This is a genomic window from Idiomarina solivarensis (genome assembly GCF_033052755.1).
Classification (GTDB): Bacteria; Pseudomonadota; Gammaproteobacteria; order Enterobacterales; family Alteromonadaceae; genus Idiomarina.
Window position 1 is genome coordinate 151,391 of sequence record NZ_JAVFHZ010000005.1, and the last position, 14,692, is coordinate 166,082.

Consider the following 14,692-nt stretch of genomic DNA (forward strand, 5'->3'; position numbering starts at 1 on the left):
GCTATGAACTTTTTTGTGTCGTTTCGTAACGGAAGAAAAAGTCGCCTGCGATCTCCGCACTTACACCGAATTCTAAACTCAATGTCCCTGTCAGAGGGTCGTTTTTTGATGGTTCGAATGTTGCTCTGACAAACCTACCCGGTTCAAATTGCTTGAATGAGATTTTGTGAAACGACTCCTCGGGCAATAACAGGGAAAAATCGGCGTTACCATTTGGCATTCGGAAAACGGCGATGTCTTCTAGATGGCAAATATACTCAGGGGGTTGCCCACTTTGAAAGGACAAATCAAATGGAATCTCCTTAAGCGAGTTAGCTTGTTTCCATCGAGCTGAGTCAAGCATTTCAAAAATACCCCATGGCCCAATGAATAAAATAGGTGTTTGCTGATTTTCGGTAATGTGCTTACTGTCTAACACTGCTTTTCGAAGCATATTGATATCATTTGCATAATGATTCGTTTTCCAATTAGCGTTCTGAATCACCTGGTCAAAGACAACTGTCGACACTCGCTTTCTTATAATAGAATCAAAGAATTCTGCTTCATTGACTGAGCGGTTTACTTCGAGGCCTAGAGCAACGTCACTTTTTCTGTAGTCGATTATATTTACTTTTGATAACTCACCTTGAAACTCAGACAAGTATATTGGCTCTTTAAATAGGTTCACTGGAAGAGGAGGTTTCTCTTCGATAAATGATGTTGTGCTAGCAAGCTTACCTATCTCTTCTAACCGTTCGTCATCAATACCTGCTTTAATGATGCGGTCGTCAATATCTGCTTGGAGAGAACCGATTACATTATCAATCGATTGATCAAATATTACTGCTCGCTCTTCAAAAGTGTTTTGGTCAATGTCAAAATATGAACATGTTAATGAAGCTACGCGCTTATCATGCGTTTTCAGCTGTTTGAGAGAAAAAATAATTGAGTTCTTATCACTCTGCGGGAAGTCGGGGGTACCCAGCAAGTTTTGTACAGAGTTCCCAAGTGAAAATGTCCGAATGCTTTGACCAATGCCAAAAACCTGAACTAACTTTTTAAGTTCTCCGCCGGAGCCTTCTCTAGAGTATATACGGCCTGGGACCCATGCGGGCTCTTCTATTCGTCGCATACTTTCAATGTGTCCGCCAATGAACTCCTTATAACTTGATGAGTCCTTACCAAACTGATTGATTCTTAGAAAAGATGTTAGTAATTCACTAGGCTTTGAAACTTGCGAGTGAACTAAATCAATTGTCCCGGTTGGTTTCAAACGTTTACAGTTTAGTAGAGAATTAACGCATGTTTTTGCATGATCCACACTCTCATTGGTGCCGGTTAGAATGTATGCTGCGGTGGCGACTCGAATGTCGGTCCATACATTAACTAAAGCGGAACCAATTAAACTTTCTAAGTTATCTACATTAGTACTTCGCAAAGTGACAGCTAGCCAGTCGTTATCGTTATGATTGGCTTGGTCTGTCGTTATTAATTCCTGTAGACCTCCTGGGTAGTAATTTTTAGTTTGACCATTTGAGAAATTTTCGTACCAATAGGCCAACATGTCAGTAGCCCATTCGGCGGCCTCTATATTTTTGTTGTTCAAACTTTCAACTATCATGCAGGCAGTTCTCTTCAGGTGATGCAACGTACACTGAAAGTTCTGGCTTTGGATTGTTTTAAACTCTTTTCCTAAGAGATAATTCCAACTTTCCCAGCTACCTACGAAGTGTTTTATGGCTCGATCCGACATGCTCTCAATAGCTGGGCGTTTCACGTCTTCACCCGCTAGCCAGGTCATTAGATCTGACCATATAAAAAAATGCCCGTCGATATAAGCTCTCGATACTCTAAGAGGCGTGGCTTTGTCATCGGTTGTGTAAAGTCTTGGATAAAAGTAGCACCAACTTTCGAAGTAGCTGCTGTCGGTTTGAATCCGGCGAGTGACATTGCTAGATATTTTACGCGTAATTTCTATAAAAGCATTTATGGGAGTTCGGGCCGTCCAAGAGCTCTCCGGTAAAAGTAACCAGTTATCCTGTTCGTCATCGTCATTAAGAAAGTTGAGTGAAACCTGAAGTTCATTCTGGATACTCGCAAGGCGATTCTGAGCGTTTTCAAACTCAAAGTAGTTGTTTTCTTTAAGTGCGTTTTCAAGATCGCTTAGGATAGTTTGGATCACTTGCTCAATTGTTAATTTAACTTGCTTGTCGCTTGAGGATAAGCGCACTGCTTGTGTAAATAAAAAACGGACAAGGCTCGTAAATACATCAGTATCAGACTTCGCGATCAAATGTTCCGAGCTTCTCCACCCGTTCGAGTTGATACTGACCACGAGGTCTATTTTAGACTCTTTCTTCTTTGCTCGAAGGTTTATTAGATATAGTGCTAACTGAATGAGTCGGTACCAGATATTCTTGATATATTTGGGTTGTCTGCATCTAATAGAAAGCTCATTTTCATATGTTTTCGTTGTGAATTCTTTTAGGTTAATCTGACTGCTTGACTTTTTTTGAATTAATTGATTAGTAACAGCAAGGTTGCTGTGAATAGCCATGAGCCGATTTTTAATATCTTCACGTGCAATGGTATTGATGACGTAGTTGCGTACAATTTTGTCTCGTGAATTTGCTGATAGGAATTGAATTGTTCTCCATAAAAATCTGGCGGATAGCAAGATATTTACTGTAAACCAAATTGCAGAAGTTGAGGTGAAAGCAATACGTCCGCTATACGATAAGAATGGGTCGATTACATTTGCTGATATATAAAAAATGCAAAAACTTACTGAACTTAATCCAACCAGCATAAAGCTTGAATGTTGGCGATAGATAGTCCACAGGGATTCATTGGCAGCTCGACCTCGGAGTAACAATCCTATGAGTGCTATTACCAGCGGGAAAATGAGCGCTAAAAGGGTAACCTGTGCGCCAAATAATACGGGTGATAATTGTAAGAAAGAACGAAAAGAACCTGAGTACGCAGCAATGTAAACTTTTACATACTCGTGAATAGCTTGAAGTCCAACAGCAAAGGCTGTAAAAAATACTAATAGAAAGATGCTTGTTAAGATTGGATGACGAGAACAAAAGTTGATGAAGATTTCAACTGGTGACCATCGATTCCTTAAGAAATGGGGGTTTTGATGTAATGTATCATGCAAGTCTTTTGCGACCTGATACTTCAAGGATTTTACTAACCACCCAAGTTTCCAAAGCATCTCTTTTCCCTAGTAAATCCATAATTAGTCCTATGAATCCCGATTCACGGACCATCTGATTAAATGTAACCAATCTATCAACAAATCTCGAGAATGGAAGCGATTTGAAAAACGGCTATTGAGTGTCTAGCAGACTAATGGCGATTTAGATTTCGCTTTCGTCAGCAAAGAGAGAGTATTCCACTTGGTCTTACATACCTTAACGTGTTGTACAAAAATGGGAGCACTAGCTCCCATTGACCATAGTTTTGAATACTTTGTTTAAGGTGTATATTCTGTTTCGTGGCAGCGCGGGCATGGCGGCAATGTATCGTCGTGATCATCAAGCGTTACTCTCTCGCCGCAGTTGTCGCAGGTGTAAGTGCCTGTTCCAGGTTGTTCGCCAGTAGTAGACATGGTTGCTATCCTTTTAGATAAGCCCTAATAAAAGCTACATCGTTCACTGACTAGGGAAGTCAGTGAGAAGCTGGACGAATATGAAGTTATCGAAAAGAGAATAGGTGGTCAAATTTTAAACTGCTTTATATGCATGTATTCAGGTAAGCAGATTGGCGAGTATTGCGGTTAGCCTAATTCAATAAGTATGACAAGTAAACCGTAATATGTTGATTTAAATGAATTTATAACGGTTTTCAATAAGAAGATCCAAAACATCGAGTAACCTAAGCCTCTATACGATTCCCTGGTTTGACTGCCCGAAACTTGAACAATGAGCCGAATACATCTACTATTAAACTCATAAAATGAGCCGAATATATTACTTATTCGGCTCACCACAAGAGTAAAAAAGGCAATTAGCAATCGTGACCACGTGGCTCTGGCAACATAAAGACTGGCCGAATATGGTGTGGCAGCAACAGCAGCTTGCACCGTTGCTGCGTGGCATTTACGATCGCCTTGGCCAGCTTAAAGGTAAATCTGCACTGGTTGAGAACGACGCTGAGTTTAGTCTCGATACACTCCTGGCAAATATTGTTGCATCGTCAGCAATAGAGAGTGAAAAGGTTGATGTATACGCGGTGCGCTCATCCTTAGCCCGACAACTCGGTATTAATGACAATTCACCGGTAAAAACAGACGGCTCGTCGGAAGGGTTAGCCAGTTTGATGCGTTCAGCAGTGACGAATTTGGATGAGTCAGTTAACCTGGAATGGCTGTTAAATTGGCACCGCTGGGTGTTTGAACATCACGAATCGCTCATGCAAAAAGTCGAACCGGGTGTTTTGCGTGGTGAAGCACCCATGCAAATTGTTTCAGGGCCTGTTACACGGCCGACTGTTCATTTCGAAGCGCCTCCAAGAGCCAATATAGAGCCAGCACTCAAAAGTTTTATTGAATGGTACAACGAAACGCAACATGACCCCCACTACGACCCGGTATTACGGGCAGCGATTGCGCATTTGTGGTTTGTAACAATACACCCGTTTGAAGATGGTAACGGGCGCATAACTCGAGCGCTTACCGACAGAGCTCTGGCTCAGGCGGACAGGCAAAGTATTCGGTTATTCGCGATGTCGGAAGCTATTCTGGCAAATCGCACAGCCTATTACGACATACTGGAATACACCCAGAAACATGGGCTTGATATAACGCATTGGCTTGTTTGGTTTTTACAAACACTTGCCGAGGCAATTGATGCTGCGTTAATAAAAATTGATCGGGTTGTCGCTAAGGCCAAATTCTGGGCCCGCCATGCGGCCAAAACTATTCAACCTAACCAGCAGAAGGTGCTGAATCGATTATTAGATGGTGACTTTGCTGATGGTATTAATGCGTCGCAGTATAAGTCGGTGGCTAAAGTGAGCAAAGCAACCGCCACGCGCCATTTGGCGGATATGGTTGAACAAGGATTATTGTATAAAACAGAAGCGGGCGGCCGAAGTACGCGTTATAAGGTTTCCACTTAGCTTATCAACAGCCACACGACCTTCTTCAATAAAACTAATAACGACTTTATTTATGCGAAAAACTGACAAGAAGCTAGAACGTGAAATTATCCGTGAGCTCACCAAGGTTTGCGAAGCTGCGAAATTTGAACATGAAGGTTTTATTTGGCTGACTCATGAGGTGAATTATCAGCGCTTTCCACAAAGCCTGAAGGTTACACTTGTGTTTAACGAGAGCATCAATGAGGACGTATTACTTGCCGAGTTTCAGGCGTTAATCCCTAAAGTGCAGTTGGCGCTTAAACCTGTAATAGGTGAGCTCTTGCCCGCTGCGCAAATTGAAGCCTGTCGGGAACACACACTTCAATAAGTTTTTTCATGGTCAGTATCCTTATTCCACCCGCACCATCGTGAACGCTTGATCACCAAAGCTCAGAGTTGCATTGGGTTCTTTATCTGCGCGACTAAATGAAATAGTCACAGGCACGTCGACTAGCTCAAACGTTTGGTTATCAATGGCATAAAGCGGTGTTTTGCGAACGGTTTTGCCATCAGGCGTTTGCTCGTGATAAATCAGCCGATCATCAACAAGGTTCAATTCGATACGGTTACTGTCACTGTCCTCAAGAAGTCGATAGCTACCGACAAATGAAGCTAATGCTTCTTTATCGAGCCGCGGGTGAGGCCGGTGCTCGAAGGCTGGTAAATCCATTCTAGGGTCAATTAAATGGAGTGCTATATCCTGAAGCGCATCGTCGGAGGACGAGTTACTGAGTAAGACCACGCCCACGCCATTATCCGGACGAAAGGCGATAAATGCCTGGTGGCCATTGCCGTCGCCCCCATGATAGAAAGCCTCAAACCTTTCATTTTGATAGTGCTTCCATCCTAAGTGGGTCGGCTGGCTCATTTCGTTTTTCAAAAAGCGTATTAAATCCGTTGCCGTTGAGTATAGACCCCCGGCCCCATAAGCAACTTCCGGTATCTCTATTTGAGACTCAATGGGTGTGGTGGTTTGATGGCGAGAGGCAACCGCCTCTGCATTCGGTGTATAGCCTGTTTGGGTCAGCTTAAGGGGCGACAACACTTCTGTTTGCAACAGAGCTTTGAAGTTAGAATCATTAACCTTACCCAGCGATAAGCCCAGAATTGCCATACCAACGCTTGAGTACGAATAATCTGCGGGTAATGTTGCGCTGCGGGAAAGTGCCTTCAGCAATGTATCTGTATTATTTTCAGCGAGCGTCTGGTGAGGTAAGTCTTCTGGCAAAGCCGCAGTATGCTCAGCTAAATGAATAAGGCGCGTGCCTGCATTGTCTTCAGCCATTGGCCAAATATCTGACACCAACCTCTCTTTGCTTACTGATCCTTGGTCATCCAGAGATTCAAGTAACTCTGCCGTAAAAAGCTTGGTTAAGGAGCCAATCGCAAATTGAGATTGTTCTGAAATAGCCTTATCACTACCTGATCGCGAGACGCCATAGCTGTAGTAATAGCTACCGGAAGGATTGACCAAACCAATGACAACACCGGGCCGATGCTTATTATCAACCGCCGCACGAACACTTTCTTTAACTTCGGGCGGAATGTCGGTGAGCTTGCCAACCTCGTAGTCCTGACATGCTACTAATATGAAGCACAAGAATATTAATGAGAGCTGTTTCATGATTCATCCTCTTTATACTCGAGTAAGTCGCCCGGCTGGCACTCCAAAACCTCACATAACTTAGCCAGGGTATTAAAGCGGATGCCCCGAACGTGGCTGTTTTTTAAAAGTGACAGGTTGGTTTGTGATATGTCGATGGCGTCGGCCAGATCTTTCATTTTCATTTTTCGCCGGGCCATCATTACGTCAAGATTCACAATAATTGGCATCAGATAATCTCGTCGTTTTCGGTTTGTAATGAGAGCCCCAGTGCAAATGCTTTCGCAATGGCCAGAAGAAATACCCCTGCGATGATTAAACCCCACTCCACGCCCGGGAATATGAAAAAAGTTTCGGTATCAGGCGGAGAGACCTTTATATGAGTAACATAAAAATCAGCGATGTCTGTTGCGTTGGGTATGAAAAGGTAAAAACGAGTGACAACTTCAATATAAAGTAGAGCAGCAAGTGCAATCAGCGACAGGCCCATTTTTTTCAAAAGGTCGGGAGTCGAGGCCTGGAATGGCCGCTCCGACTGCAGATCACCAGCGAACGTCCGAAAACTGTATAAGGCATAGGTAACAAGCCCACCGATAAGAAGAATGGTAATGGCACGGCTAATTGCGTAGCCAAACCCGGATGTTTGAATAAATAAAACACCCTGGTTTTTTTCAATACCCCATTCACCGGCCTTAAGAACTGCGTTAAACGACTGAGCTGAATGGCTGAGCTCAATTTGCCAGGTGGTGAGTAAGTGCTCATCAAAGTATGGCAGGAGTAGTGCAAAGACACTGGTTACTACTGTTACTAACACAGTCGCAACTAAAGCTAAATTTATCAGTCGGGAGAGATTTTTAACGGTCATAGTCAACTCGAAAAATTAATTTATGCCTAAAATATATACAGATATTTAGCGTTTTACAATAGTAACTTTACGTAAAACGTAAAATGTAAAACGTAAAACATAAATATTAATATTGAGATTTTGGTGAGATTCAAGAGTAGACGGGGCAGATGGCTTAGGATTTTCGTTGTTTTAAAATTCAATAAAAGGCAGCAAACGGGCAATATTTAAGGCATCGTCTATGCCCCGATGGTGCGTTCCCTCAAAGCTGAAGCCGTGGTACTGCAGCGCATTATCCAAACCAGCATTGCGGCTGCTGACTTTACCCTGACGCCATTGCTGCTTAATGTTGATATGAGGACGAGACAAGAACTCAGGCGCTAACCCATGACGCCGAAATTCTGCATTAATTTGGTTTTTGTCGTAATTACCCCATGAGCCCCAGGCAGACAGATTATAACTCTCCAGCCATTGGTTTATTTCAGACACAACATTTTGATAAACAGGCGCTGAATCAACATCGTTTTGTGTAATGCTTGTCAGCTGCGTACAGAACTGGCTCAGCTTTGAGTGTAACTGCGGTCGTACGATAAAGGATCGCGAATCCACCACGGTCCCGTCGAATTTTGCAACAACACAACCAAACTCAATAATTTCCATATCATCAACGGTTTGTTTGCGCTCTAACCCCTCAACGTTGCCCTCCCAGCAGGTGGCTTCAAGGTCAACAATCAGAATCAGCTTTTGTGGATCCAAAATGTGTCACTCCTCGCCAGAACCTTTAAATTTGATTTAACAACAGCCATACCCCGCCAACATAAAGCACTGTGATAAGCACGCTTTCCAGACCAATGCGAGCGGGGCCTTCGCGCTCGCGCCGAATAAGGCCCATCATTAAAATGGCTGACATTAACAGCGTCAGGCACACCCAGAATAAGGTACCGTCGGTCATGGTGTGGTAAATCGAGCCTTTACGGTAGGCAATATCAGAAGCGGCGGTGAATAAGGTATCAAAAGCGTTACCACCGATAATGCCCCCCACAGCCAGTGTTAAGGCTCCGCGACGTACCGCCGCCACCGAAGTGACCAGCTCAGGAATTGAGGTACTAATAGCGGTGAGCATAACGCCAACTATCGTTTGGGTCAGTCCGGTCTCTGCCGCAATGACGGTCGCCGAGGGTTCCAGCATATAGCCTGCAAAGCCCAGTACAGCAAAGAGCACAAAAAATTCAGTCGTGAGTCGCGCCATCGAGGGCATAAGATGGATATCATCTGGCTTATCTTCGCGCGTTTCTCGAGTCTTTGTCGGTGCCCACATAGGTGTATTACGTGCTCCGTGCACAAGGCGAATACCGTACACGTAAACAATAAAAAGTAGCGGTGTGGAAGGGTGTAAGCCCCATATTGTAATGTTGGGCAAAAGCGGTGTTATGAGAATAAGTGCCAGTAAGGTAATAAGTAGCGCGTTTTGCATCAAATTCGGGACAGACGCTGCAGCATGCTCAAGGTTGGCGCGTCGGTAGACCATGTCTGCTACCGCCAGAAAGAAGGTTTGAACCGCGATACCACCCAGTGCGTTGCTTATCGCTAGTTCGGCGTTACCGTTCCACGCAGCGGTAACCGATAACACAGAACCCCCAATCGAGGTTGTCGCACCCAGTAATACAGCGCCTGCGGCAGCCTCGCCGATACCGGTGCGATCAGCAAGCTGGTCGACAATGCGTGTGATACGCGTACCGGCGATAGCAATAACCAGAGCACAAAGGCCAAAAGCTACCAGCCCCTGAAATAGGGTCCAACTTTCAGGGTCAAACAAATGCACGTTCCTCTAAACAACGACGGATGAACTGAGTATAGCTAGCGCAGTAGTTTGATCAAACCCCAGTCTTGAAGCAAGCCGCGCGATAGCTGCGCTGGAAACGCCGTGCTTTTATCTCTACTTAATGGAACTAATGCTGACATGTTGTAGACAAAGTAAAACACGAATTAGAATTAAGAATGGAGCACCACATGAAGTGTCCTGTATGTCCGGAAGAAAACTTAATGATGACTGATCGGCAGGGAATTGAGATTGACTACTGCCCTAAGTGCCGAGGTATATGGCTGGACCGCGGCGAGCTTGATAAACTCATTGAGCGAACAGCCGATGAGCGTCCCGCGGCACAACCGCAAAGTCGCCCGCAGCAACATCAGCCGCAATACCAAGGTGGTTATGGAGACTCAGGCCGGCACGGTTACAAAAAGAAGAAAAAAGGCCTTCTTGGTGAACTGTTTGATTTTTGATTAATGTTGCTCGTGTGTTCAGCACGAGCTTTCCCATCTATCCCAGCCATTCCCCCCGCAGTCGTCTATGCATTGACATCGAACCCTACAACCGTTATCAAGTTTATAAAACAACAGGAGATAAAAGAATGTTTGAATATAAACGTATTGCACTGGCTATTTCGGTCGTGCTTATGACCACGGCGTGTTCTGATGCGGCGAAAGAACAAGCAACAACGAAAGCTCAAACGCAAACCGCGACGGCAGAAAACGCGGCTCAAGAAACCGCACAAACTGAATCAGAAAAAGCGAACCAACTGTTCGAAGATATTTTTATGGCGAATGTCATGCGCAGTCCCATGTTTCAGTCTTATCTTGGTATTAAAAAAGACCAGGATAAATGGGATGATATTTCTGAAGAGCAGGCGAAGGAAGATTTAGCGCTTCACAAAAAGCATTTAGAGCAAGTGTTAGCGATTGACGAGTCTAAGCTGAATGAACAGACCAGAATCAGCTGGCTGCTGATGAAGCAGCAGTTAGAAAACGACATTTCTGACTTTAAATGGCGTCATCATAATTACCCCGTTAACCAAATGTTTGGTATGCATTCGAGCGTAGCGTCATTGCTGATCAATCAGCACAGCATAAGCAACGTGGACGATGCAGAAGATTATATTTCACGCCTCAATGGCTTGCCTGAGCTGTTTGATCAGCTGGCAGAAAACCTCCAGTTACGCGTTGAGAAGGGAATTATAGCCCCTGAATTTGTGTACCCGTATGTGATAAGCGATAGCCGAAATATCATTACCGGTGCACCGTTTGACGACGGTGAATCCAGTGCACTTTGGGCCGACTTCACTAAGAAAGTGGAGGGGCTGGAAATTAGCGAAGAGCAACGTAATACGCTGCTTGAATCAGCCAGAAAAGCCATGCTGCAATCCGTCAAACCCGCCTACGAAAGCTTGATTACTGCGCTCGAAGGTATTGCTGAGCAGGCAGGTACTAAAGATGGTGCGTGGAAATTCCCTAACGGCGAGGCGTTTTACAATAATGCCCTGCAACGCACGACTACGACCGATCTCACCGCAGAAGAAATTCATCAAATTGGATTAAGCGAAGTTGAGCGTATTCATAACGAAATGCGCGGCATTATGAAGAAAGTGGGCTTTGAAGGTACTCTGCAGGAATTTTTTGTGCACATGCGCAACAATCAGGACTTCATTTACCCTAATACTGAAGAAGGCCGTCAACGCTACTTAAATGAAGCGAAAGCTATTATCGATGATATGCGTGGACGTCTCGATGAGCTGTTTATTAATAAGCCTAAAGCAGACATGATTGTTAAAGCAGTCGAACCGTTTCGTGAGAAATCTGCAGGCAAAGCGTTCTATCAACAGCCTTCAATGGATGGTACTCGTCCAGGCATTTATTACGCCAACCTTTATGACATGGGATCGATGCCGAGTTATCAAATGGAAGCATTAGCCTATCACGAGGGTATTCCGGGGCATCACATGCAGATTGCCATTCAGCAGGAACTACAGGGCATTCCTAAATTCCGTCGGTTTGGACGCTACACCGCTTACAGCGAAGGCTGGGGGCTTTACACCGAAAAACTGCCTAAAGAAATAGGCCTCTACAAAGACCCGTACTCTGATTTTGGCCGTTTAGCGATGGAGTTATGGCGAGCGGTGCGCTTGGTGGTTGATACCGGTATTCACGCCAAAAAATGGACGCGCGAGGAAGGTATCGATTTTTATGTGAATAATACGCCAAACGCCAAAGCGGACGCTGTGAAAATGGTTGAGCGGCATATAGTGATGCCTGGTCAGGCAACCGCGTATAAAATCGGCATGAATAAAATTCTGGGGTTGCGCAAAAAGGCGAAGTCTGAGCTCGGTGAGAAGTTTGACATTCGTGAGTTCCACGATGTGATTCTGGGCAGTGGCCCGGTGCCGCTCAATATTCTTGAGCAATTCGTAAACGACTACATTAGCGAAACGAAAAGCGCTTAAGGCACAATATACAAACCGGCAAAAGCCGTGAAATATTCAGCGCGTCATCGACATTTCGGTGATGCGCTTTTTTATATCGGCTATTCACTCAACTGATTTCCACCTTTTCGCTTAGCACGGTACATAGCCTGATCTGCCTGGTTGATTAAAGTATCTACGGTATCGCCACTTGTGGGCCACAATGCCACACCCATGCTGCAGGTAACCACTTCTTCACCGTGCGGTAACTGCAAGGGGGAGCGCATTACGTGAAGAATTTTCTCGGCAACGGTATGCACTGTATTAGTGTCACCGTTGGTTGTTGGTACGGCATCAATAAGCACCACAAACTCGTCCCCACCCAGGCGAGCAACCGTGTCGGTTGCGCGAACTGCGGACGCAATGCGTTGGGCCACCTCTTTTAGCAGTTGATCCCCTGTCGCGTGACCGTAGTGGTCGTTAATGAACTTGAATTTATCGAGATCCAGATAAAGCAGTCCTAATCCACTTCCGTCCCGCTCTGCTCGCTTTTGAGATGTTTTGACTCGGTCATAAAACAAAGCGCGGTTAGGCAGTTGAGTTAATGGGTCAGTGAGTGCCATATGCTCCAGCCGAGCTATCAAAGCTTCACGCTCTAACTCTAACCGTTTGTGCTCAGAAATATCGCGAGCAACGCCAACCCTCATCTGATCTCGTTCTGACCAACGAGCAGACCAAAGTATGTGCGCAATCGAACCGTCTTTGCGTCGATAGCGGTTTTCAAAATGCACCACCTGATCTCCGGAGTTTATTTGCTGCGCTACCGCCATCGTTGACTGGTGATCATCAGGGTGAATGAAGTCGAACATTGAACAACCCATCATCTCATCAGGCGTATAACCAAAGACGCGCTTCGCACCAGGGCTTAAGTAGCTAAACCGGTGTTGCTGATCGACGACGCAAATGGCGTCGAGTAGCAGATCCATATACTCGGCAAGGTCTGCGAATGCAGTTTTAGTCATTAGTTTGCTCAGTATTTCTTTCCGTTTTCTTAATCTTAAAGGAAGCGGCGGCATAAGTAACCTGTGATCATACAAGTTCCAATACATACGGAACCGCGCTAGCATAGGAAAAAAGGAACAAAAAACGACCTATGAAATATTGGCGTAAGTACCATCCAACCATTAGTGCTGATGATCCCCGTTATCATCAGGTGTCACTGATATACAGCGTTTTGCTAATCATGCTGATTTATTTCGGTTTAATAGGCTTGCTGAATATTACTCTGTTTGATGCTGCCGATATTGCGGTGTATGACTTCTCTGGCTTCGCATTAGCTGCTGCTATTTACTTCTACGTAAGCCGTGGCGGTAACTTCAAAGTGGCTGGGTGGATAGTGACCTTGACGTTGGTTTTCGTGCTGCTCGCCTTTATCCATTTAGCCGAAGGGCGAAATTATTCATTGTTGTGGGTGACCATTTTGCCCCCCATTGCTTTTTTCTTATTGGGGCCAACAGCAGGTACTTGGGTCACAGGGCTGGTGTTTGCCTACTGCGGCTGGTTTTTATATAAGCTGCTGGGCCAGGGCATTCCCGGAAACTTAAGTTTAGGAGCGTTTTTTAATTTTGCTGAGGTGGCCACCGCACAAATTTTTCTATTTCGCTATTATGAACGCTCAAGGCGTGAGGCTTATGAACAGCTGCAGAAAACGTCAGTAACGGATCCTTTAACAGGGATTTTTAATCGTCTGCATCTAGATAACACGTTAAAGACGTTACTGGCGGTTTCGAAGCGAGACGCCCAACCTACCTCGGTGTTGCTACTGGATGTGGATCACTTCAAACGCATTAATGATGAGTATGGCCACATAGCTGGTGATAAAGTTTTAGTCGCCATTGCTCGTATAATGACAGAGGCGACACGCGACGGTGATTTAGTTGGTCGCTGGGGTGGTGAAGAATTCTTAATTATTTGCCCTAAAACGGATGCCACCCAAGCGGCGCATATTGCAGACAGAGTCGTGGAAAAACTGAATAGCCAAACGCTGCTTGATGACATCAATGCCACCGTGAGCATTGGTATTGCTACTGCGTCAGGTAGCAATGAAAGTGATACTGCTGAAACGCTACTGCAAACCGCGGATAAAAACCTTTACCAGGCAAAAGCTGATGGGCGCAATACGGTTGTCGCTAATTGGGATGCATCCATTTGAACCAGCGCGGTACTTGCGTTTTATAGCGTAGATACTCGTCACCATAAAATTCACTCAGCGCCTGCTCTTCTTTTACCGCCTGCATGCGTATCATCGCTACGCCAGTTGCCAGGCAAATCAGCGTAAATAGGCTGGGTAAGGTCAGAAAAAGCCCGAATTGACCCAGCATAATGGCCAAAAACATGGGGTTGCGGCTTCGAGCGAAAGGTCCTTTTGTCAGCAACGAGCGGCTTTCATCGGAATCTATACCAGAGCGCCAGTCTTGTCTCATATAGGCATGGTTGTAACTGACCAACCCAAGGGATATCAGCATAGTCACCATGCCTATAGAGAGCACCCAAGGGGTATACAGCGGAGTAATAACGCCGAGCCATGGGTCTAATGGAAAAAAGACCCGAGCAATACACACTGCTAAAATGGCGGTACGAAACAGGTTAAAGACTTGTCTTATCCACCAAGTCGCACTGCCTTTGGTTCCATACTGAATGTGGCTTTGCGTGGTTCGGCTAGATAGCCCAATAGCGGTACTGGCGTAATGAACGGCAATAAATAAAAAGTACAGTGCTAAAAAGTGGCGGCTAATTAGGTCGATATCAAACAATAAAGCGCTCCGGTCAGTTGGTCTGCTTAACCCCTCCTATTTTACGGTTCCCTAAAGATATTGAAAGAGT

Annotated in this window: 14 protein-coding genes; 5 read left to right on the forward strand and 9 right to left on the reverse strand. The window is 45.1% G+C overall.

Annotated features, from left to right (window positions below; translation table 11 throughout):
- Position 1: 1 nt before the first annotated feature.
- Both RBK99_RS09825 and RBK99_RS09830 read right to left on the reverse strand, forming a co-directional pair.
- Positions 2-3,199 (reverse strand): hypothetical protein, encoded by a 3,198-nt coding sequence (locus RBK99_RS09825; RefSeq protein ID WP_317504428.1) that lies wholly within the window; start codon positions 3,197-3,199, stop codon positions 2-4.
- A gap of 261 nt (positions 3,200-3,460) precedes the next feature.
- Positions 3,461-3,595: a zinc ribbon-containing protein gene (locus RBK99_RS09830; protein WP_317504429.1), complete on the reverse strand. Its 135-nt coding sequence runs from the start codon at positions 3,593-3,595 to the stop codon at positions 3,461-3,463.
- Positions 3,596-4,002: 407 nt separating this feature from the next.
- On the opposite strand from RBK99_RS09830, the gene RBK99_RS09835 reads away from it, so the two are divergent.
- Together RBK99_RS09835 and RBK99_RS09840 are read left to right on the forward strand one after the other, a co-directional pair.
- Positions 4,003-5,106: a Fic family protein gene (locus RBK99_RS09835; protein ID WP_317504430.1), complete on the forward strand. Its 1,104-nt coding sequence runs from the start codon at positions 4,003-4,005 to the stop codon at positions 5,104-5,106.
- 52 nt (positions 5,107-5,158) lie between these two features.
- On the forward strand, positions 5,159-5,455 hold the full coding sequence (locus tag RBK99_RS09840) for a hypothetical protein (protein WP_317504431.1): 297 nt from the start codon (positions 5,159-5,161) through the stop codon (positions 5,453-5,455).
- A 21-nt stretch (positions 5,456-5,476) separates the two neighbouring features.
- Here the strand turns inward: RBK99_RS09840 and RBK99_RS09845 are convergent, their stop codons facing one another.
- The 5 genes from RBK99_RS09845 to RBK99_RS09865 all read right to left on the reverse strand — a co-directional run bounded on the left by RBK99_RS09845 (position 5,477) and on the right by RBK99_RS09865 (position 9,390).
- The gene (locus RBK99_RS09845; protein WP_317504432.1) at positions 5,477-6,751 is read right to left on the reverse strand and encodes a serine hydrolase domain-containing protein; all 1,275 of its coding nucleotides are present in this window, start codon (positions 6,749-6,751) and stop codon (positions 5,477-5,479) included.
- The gene (locus tag RBK99_RS09850) at positions 6,748-6,960 is read right to left on the reverse strand and encodes a helix-turn-helix domain-containing protein (protein ID WP_317504433.1); all 213 of its coding nucleotides are present in this window, start codon (positions 6,958-6,960) and stop codon (positions 6,748-6,750) included. The genes RBK99_RS09845 and RBK99_RS09850 overlap by 4 nt, the downstream gene beginning before the upstream one ends.
- The gene (locus RBK99_RS09855) at positions 6,960-7,595 is read right to left on the reverse strand and encodes a DUF2975 domain-containing protein (protein ID WP_317504434.1); all 636 of its coding nucleotides are present in this window, start codon (positions 7,593-7,595) and stop codon (positions 6,960-6,962) included. The genes RBK99_RS09850 and RBK99_RS09855 overlap by 1 nt, the downstream gene beginning before the upstream one ends.
- A gap of 171 nt (positions 7,596-7,766) precedes the next feature.
- Positions 7,767-8,330 (reverse strand): 3'-5' exonuclease, encoded by a 564-nt coding sequence (locus tag RBK99_RS09860; RefSeq protein ID WP_317504435.1) that lies wholly within the window; start codon positions 8,328-8,330, stop codon positions 7,767-7,769.
- 25 nt (positions 8,331-8,355) lie between these two features.
- The gene (locus RBK99_RS09865; RefSeq protein ID WP_317504436.1) at positions 8,356-9,390 is read right to left on the reverse strand and encodes a sodium:calcium antiporter; all 1,035 of its coding nucleotides are present in this window, start codon (positions 9,388-9,390) and stop codon (positions 8,356-8,358) included.
- Positions 9,391-9,584: 194 nt separating this feature from the next.
- On the opposite strand from RBK99_RS09865, the gene RBK99_RS09870 reads away from it, so the two are divergent.
- Positions 9,585-9,857 carry a TFIIB-type zinc ribbon-containing protein gene (locus tag RBK99_RS09870; RefSeq protein ID WP_317504437.1) on the forward strand — a complete coding sequence of 91 codons (273 nt, stop codon included), beginning with the start codon at positions 9,585-9,587 and terminating at the stop codon, positions 9,855-9,857.
- 128 nt (positions 9,858-9,985) lie between these two features.
- Positions 9,986-11,851 carry a DUF885 domain-containing protein gene (locus RBK99_RS09875; protein WP_317504438.1) on the forward strand — a complete coding sequence of 622 codons (1,866 nt, stop codon included), beginning with the start codon at positions 9,986-9,988 and terminating at the stop codon, positions 11,849-11,851.
- An 80-nt stretch (positions 11,852-11,931) separates the two neighbouring features.
- On the opposite strand, the gene RBK99_RS09880 is transcribed toward RBK99_RS09875, so the two are convergent.
- Positions 11,932-12,831, reverse strand: coding sequence for a diguanylate cyclase domain-containing protein (locus RBK99_RS09880; RefSeq protein ID WP_317504439.1), 900 nt, complete (start codon positions 12,829-12,831; stop codon positions 11,932-11,934).
- 131 nt (positions 12,832-12,962) lie between these two features.
- On the opposite strand from RBK99_RS09880, the gene RBK99_RS09885 reads away from it, so the two are divergent.
- Entirely contained in the window at positions 12,963-14,021 is a 1,059-nt protein-coding gene (locus tag RBK99_RS09885; protein ID WP_317504440.1) for a GGDEF domain-containing protein, read from the forward strand.
- Here RBK99_RS09885 and RBK99_RS09890 read toward each other — a convergent pair.
- Positions 13,999-14,622, reverse strand: a complete 624-nt coding sequence (locus RBK99_RS09890; protein ID WP_317504441.1) for a methyltransferase family protein — start codon at positions 14,620-14,622, stop codon at positions 13,999-14,001. The two genes, RBK99_RS09885 and RBK99_RS09890, sit on opposite strands and share 23 nt — an antisense overlap.
- Positions 14,623-14,692 lie beyond the last annotated feature (70 nt).